4 protein-coding genes and 2 pseudogenes are annotated in these 4,341 nt (G+C 30.9%); 4 read left to right on the top strand and 2 right to left on the bottom strand.

Annotation, left to right across the window (positions count from 1 at the left end; genetic code table 11):
- Both KA909_RS09040 and KA909_RS09035 read right to left on the bottom strand, forming a co-directional pair.
- Window positions 1-244 (bottom strand): rhodanese-like domain-containing protein (locus tag KA909_RS09040; protein ID WP_348634710.1); only part of this gene is annotated, 244 nt, incomplete at its 3' end.
- Between the two features lie 151 nt (window positions 245-395).
- Window positions 396-1,391: a YeiH family protein gene (locus tag KA909_RS09035; protein WP_193839813.1), complete on the bottom strand. Its 996-nt coding sequence runs from the start codon at window positions 1,389-1,391 to the stop codon at window positions 396-398.
- 115 nt (window positions 1,392-1,506) lie between these two features.
- Between KA909_RS09035 and KA909_RS09030 the strand changes: the two genes are divergently transcribed.
- The 4 genes and pseudogenes from KA909_RS09030 to KA909_RS09015 all read left to right on the top strand — a co-directional run.
- Window positions 1,507-2,328 (top strand): LysR family transcriptional regulator, encoded by an 822-nt coding sequence (locus KA909_RS09030; RefSeq protein ID WP_210130110.1) that lies wholly within the window; start codon window positions 1,507-1,509, stop codon window positions 2,326-2,328.
- Between the two features lie 391 nt (window positions 2,329-2,719).
- A pseudogene (locus tag KA909_RS09025) lies at window positions 2,720-2,920 on the top strand (GNAT family N-acetyltransferase); the annotation flags it as partial.
- Window positions 2,921-2,991: 71 nt separating this feature from the next.
- Complete coding sequence (locus KA909_RS09020) at window positions 2,992-3,534, top strand: GNAT family N-acetyltransferase (protein ID WP_149809630.1); 543 nt, start codon at window positions 2,992-2,994, stop codon at window positions 3,532-3,534.
- A gap of 343 nt (window positions 3,535-3,877) precedes the next feature.
- Window positions 3,878-3,990: pseudogene (locus KA909_RS09015) on the top strand (SDR family oxidoreductase); the annotation flags it as partial.
- Window positions 3,991-4,341 lie beyond the last annotated feature (351 nt).

The following is a 4,341-nucleotide window of genomic DNA, read 5'->3' as shown; positions in this document are numbered from 1 at the left end:
AGCTAATCTTAGTATGTTTTACATATTTCCAATCTAAAACATTGTCTTCTAATTTAAATGCTTTATATCCATTTTCGTTTAACATTTCTACAGCTTCTAATGATGTTAAGCATAGATTACCTCTACAATAAGCCACTATTTGAACATTTTTAGGAAGGTTATTTAATTGTTCTTCTAATTCCTCAATTGGCATGGAGATTGCTCCAGGAAAATGGCCACTTTCATATTCTTCTGTGGGACGCACATCTAATATTAATATTTCACCATTTTCAACTGGAGAGAGATAGTGGACAAAACAGAAGTCTAATCAAGGATTGAAGTACAATGATTGAAAAAACGTGCATTTCAGTATTTTAAAATGCACGTTTTGTTGGCATATAAACGTATAACATCATCTATGTAAACATTATATACGCGATTAGGAGTGTCACACTAGATAGACAAATTGAAGTAATAAAGATAACGATAGAAGGTTTAAGTGCGCTTGAGATGACGTCTTTTAAAACAATATTTAATCCCAAAGCGACCATTGCCATTAACATACATAACGTTGTGATGACATTAATAATATTCATCAACATTGAAGGTATAGGGATAAACGTATTTATACAAGCCATTAAAATAAAGCCAATTAGAAAATAAGGAATGTGAACTTTTTGTTGTTGTTGATCTGAATTTGATTGATAACGCATATACAGAATTAAGACAATACTTAATGGAATGAGTAAAAAAACACGACCTAATTTTCCAAGTAAAGCAAATGTCATTGTCTCTGGTCCACCAATACCTGCTGCTAAAACGACTTGAGCGATTTCATGTAAACTTATACCTGCCCAAGCGCCATAAATTATCTCAGGTATTTTAAAAATAGCCTCGATGGCTGTATATATTAGCGCAAATATAGTTCCAACTAATGCAATAATACCTACACTGATTGCAGTGTCTTTTTCTTTAGATTTTAAAATTGGTGCTGTAGCAGCAATCGCTGCAGCGCCACATACACCTGTACCGATACCAAGTAGTATAGAGATATCTTTATTTCCTTTAAGTATACGATTTAAAATTAAAGTTAAACTGATTGAGAAGATAATGACGAATATATCAATTAGTACTAATTTCCAGCCTTTGCCTAGAATATCTCCCATATTTAGCTTTAATCCATATAAGATAATCGCAAATTTTAATAAACGCTTCGATGCAAAAGTAATACCAGGACGAAGTTGTTCTGGGTAACCTTTGATTTGGCGGTATATCATCGCACAAATGATTGCAATAGCTAAAGCCCCAATTGTATGTAAAACAGGAAATTGAGCTAATATATAACTGGTAATTGCAATCACAAATGTAAACATAATGCCTTTTATAAATGACGCTTGCGTTAATAATTTCATATGTATTTCTCACCTCGATATGAAATCTTAGCACGTTATTGTTATAACGTTAAATAAATAATTAGTATAGTATCTATATCAAAAATGATATATTAGACTTGAAGGAGAATGATACATGGATTCGTATAAGGTATTAATTGAAGTAATCAAAACAGAAAGTTTTACTAGAGCAGCAGAAAATTTATATACGTCACAACCGTCTGTTAGTCGAGATATTAAACGTCTAGAATTAAAATATAATGTGAATATATTTGAATTTAAGTCTCCATATTTAAAACTAACGAATGATGGAGAAAAGCTTTTACAATATGCATTGCAAAGAGAAAGTATTGAACAAGCATTATGGCAAAATTTAGCATCTGAATCCGAAACCATCGCAGGCACGCTTACGGTCGGAAGTAGTTATACATATGGTGAATATTTATTATCAGAAAAACTCACCATTCTTATGCAACAACATCCGAAGTTACATATTCATTTACGTATTAATAATTCAGATTCTGTTATAAACGATATTAAACACAATAGAGTAGATATTGGGATTGTAGAAAAAGACATTCAAGATAATGCGATAGAATGTAAAAAAATAATTGAAGATGAAATGGTGTATATTTATAAAAAATCAATTAAGCCTAGAATGGATATATGCTTCGTTAGAGAAAAAGGATCAGGAACGAGGTTTTATCAAGAGGCAGGCCTTTCCGAACTGAAATTAAATCCCTATTTAGTAGAAATTAATAATATTAGTATTATTAAACAAATGGCAGAGGCTGGAAATGGATTTGCTATTATTTCCAAATCAGCAATTAATCCTGAAGATTATGAAAAGTTAGTGATAAAAACGCTCAATGTGAAACGTCATTATTATCTAGCTAAACATGTTGATAAATATATCGATAAAAATATTAGAACTGTCATTGAAACGATTATGAAATAATATATATAAGATGTGGAGGGGGACAAAATTTATCTTAAATGCGCTGTCTCCAGTGTGCTTAGCTTGAGCAATGTCTTAATGAAATGCGCTCTGTTGGGCGCCTTAATCACAAGGATGACTAGAACTGGGACAAGCTTGACTTAAATGCTTTCTCAGTTCAGTCGGTTATTGTGAATTTGCAAAATAGCATTATTATATGATGGATGTTTCATACTCCAACTTTTTATTGTCGCGGTGCGGAATCTTCTGTGTCATTTTTTAATTTCAAGCATTTTATGCTAATGCAAAATAGCATGGAATTTAAGCTTTTAATAAAAATACATATATTTATGTTACTATATATGTAATTTACTGAATAATTTGACAATTTTAACTGGAGGCGATATCGATGATGTTTGGTTATCAAGTGAATGAACATGTGACGTTAAAAATATTAGAAGAGCGTGAAGCGGATCAACTTTTCAAATTAGTAGATAGCAATCGTGAATATTTAGGCGAGTTCTTGCCATTTGTCGAATATACAACTGAAGTTGCGCACAGTAAGACATTTATTCAGTCGGCGTTACAACAATTTACGCGTGGTGATGGCTTTCCATATCCACTTTAGTAGCGGTTTTTCTTTGAGATTTATTAATAATTAAATACATAGGCGGAATAGTTATGATTTTTGGTTACCAAGTAGATAAAGATATTAAATTAAAGATATTAGAAGAACGAGAAGCAGAACAGTTATTTAAATTAGTAGATAGCAATCGTAACTACTTAGCAGAATTTCTACCTTTTGTCGAACATACAAAGAAGGTGGAAGATAGTAAACACTTTATCCATTCAGCGTTGCAACAATTTATCGATGGTAATGGATTTCATTGTGGAATATGGAGTAATAAAGAACTGATTGGTGTCATAGGATTGCACCATTTAGACTTAGTTAATAAAACAACTTCGATTGGTTATTATTTAGCTGAAGACTTTCAAAAGAAAGGTATTATGACTAAATGCACTAAAGCTTTAATTCGTTATGTATATGAAGAATATGATATTAATCGTATTGAAATACGAATGTCTACCAAAAATAAGAAAAGTCGAGCTATACCTATAAGACTGGGATTTACACAAGAAGGCGTATTGAGAAGCGATGAGTGTTTATTAGGGGTATTCTCAGATAGTTATGTGTATAGTCTGCTCAGAGAAGAATATTACAAATAATCAATCATCTAATTTATAAAAAATTTAGTTTATTCAATAACTTTAAACATAAAATCAACAAAGTATCCGACATTTCATGAGGGAGAATACGGGATGCTTTGTTCTTTCATAAATAATTATTTAATATCAATATAGAATGAGTAGTATATAACTATTAACCATTTCTTTTTTCAAAGAATCAAATCAAAGTATAATATTTAGAACCCAATATATACAGATAATTTCTAGATATTTAATTTAGTATGTGCCACCGTATCCGTTTGTATCAGCCTCTACTTGTCCTCTTTAACTGAACCGATGTTTAATACTGGAGGAGAAATGATTGATTATTGGATGAGTGCTACGTCCAGGTAAACCAGAAGAATTAGGTGCATTGTCGTTTATCTTGCTTCAAATGCATCCTCATTTGCACAGGGTAGTGTATTTACTATTGATGGTGGATATACTGCATTATAGAAATAGAATATAATCTAAAAATAATTTTACACATCTTATAAAATTAGAGAAAAAAATCTACATTTATGAGATGTGTTTTTTTATTAACAATTTTATAAAAAAACTTCCTTCCAAGAGCTTCTTTTTACCGCCTTAATATTGTAATTTAAAATAATGTATTTTAAAGGTACACCCTAATCATACAAAATAAGTTATTGAATTTATAGCAACTGTCACTTTGCTTGATATATGAGAATTATTTAGGTTCTGTTGCAAAGTAAAAAAATATAGCTAACCACTAATTTATCATGTCAGTGTTCGCTTAACTTGCTAGCATGATGCTAATTTCGTGGCATGGCGAAAATCCGTAGA

The sequence above is a fragment of the Staphylococcus sp. GDX8P54P genome (assembly GCF_017893165.1).
GTDB lineage: Bacteria > Bacillota > Bacilli > Staphylococcales > Staphylococcaceae > Staphylococcus > Staphylococcus borealis.
Note: the sequence above shows the minus strand (reverse complement) of the source record. Positions and strands in the feature narration are given on the sequence as shown.

Coding starts and splice junctions, on each gene's coding strand:
- KA909_RS09035 (WP_193839813.1), bottom strand. CDS start 1,391: ATGAAATTATTAACGCAAGCGTCATTTATAAAAGGCATTATGTTTACA.
- KA909_RS09030 (WP_210130110.1), top strand. CDS start 1,507: ATGGATTCGTATAAGGTATTAATTGAAGTAATCAAAACAGAAAGTTTT.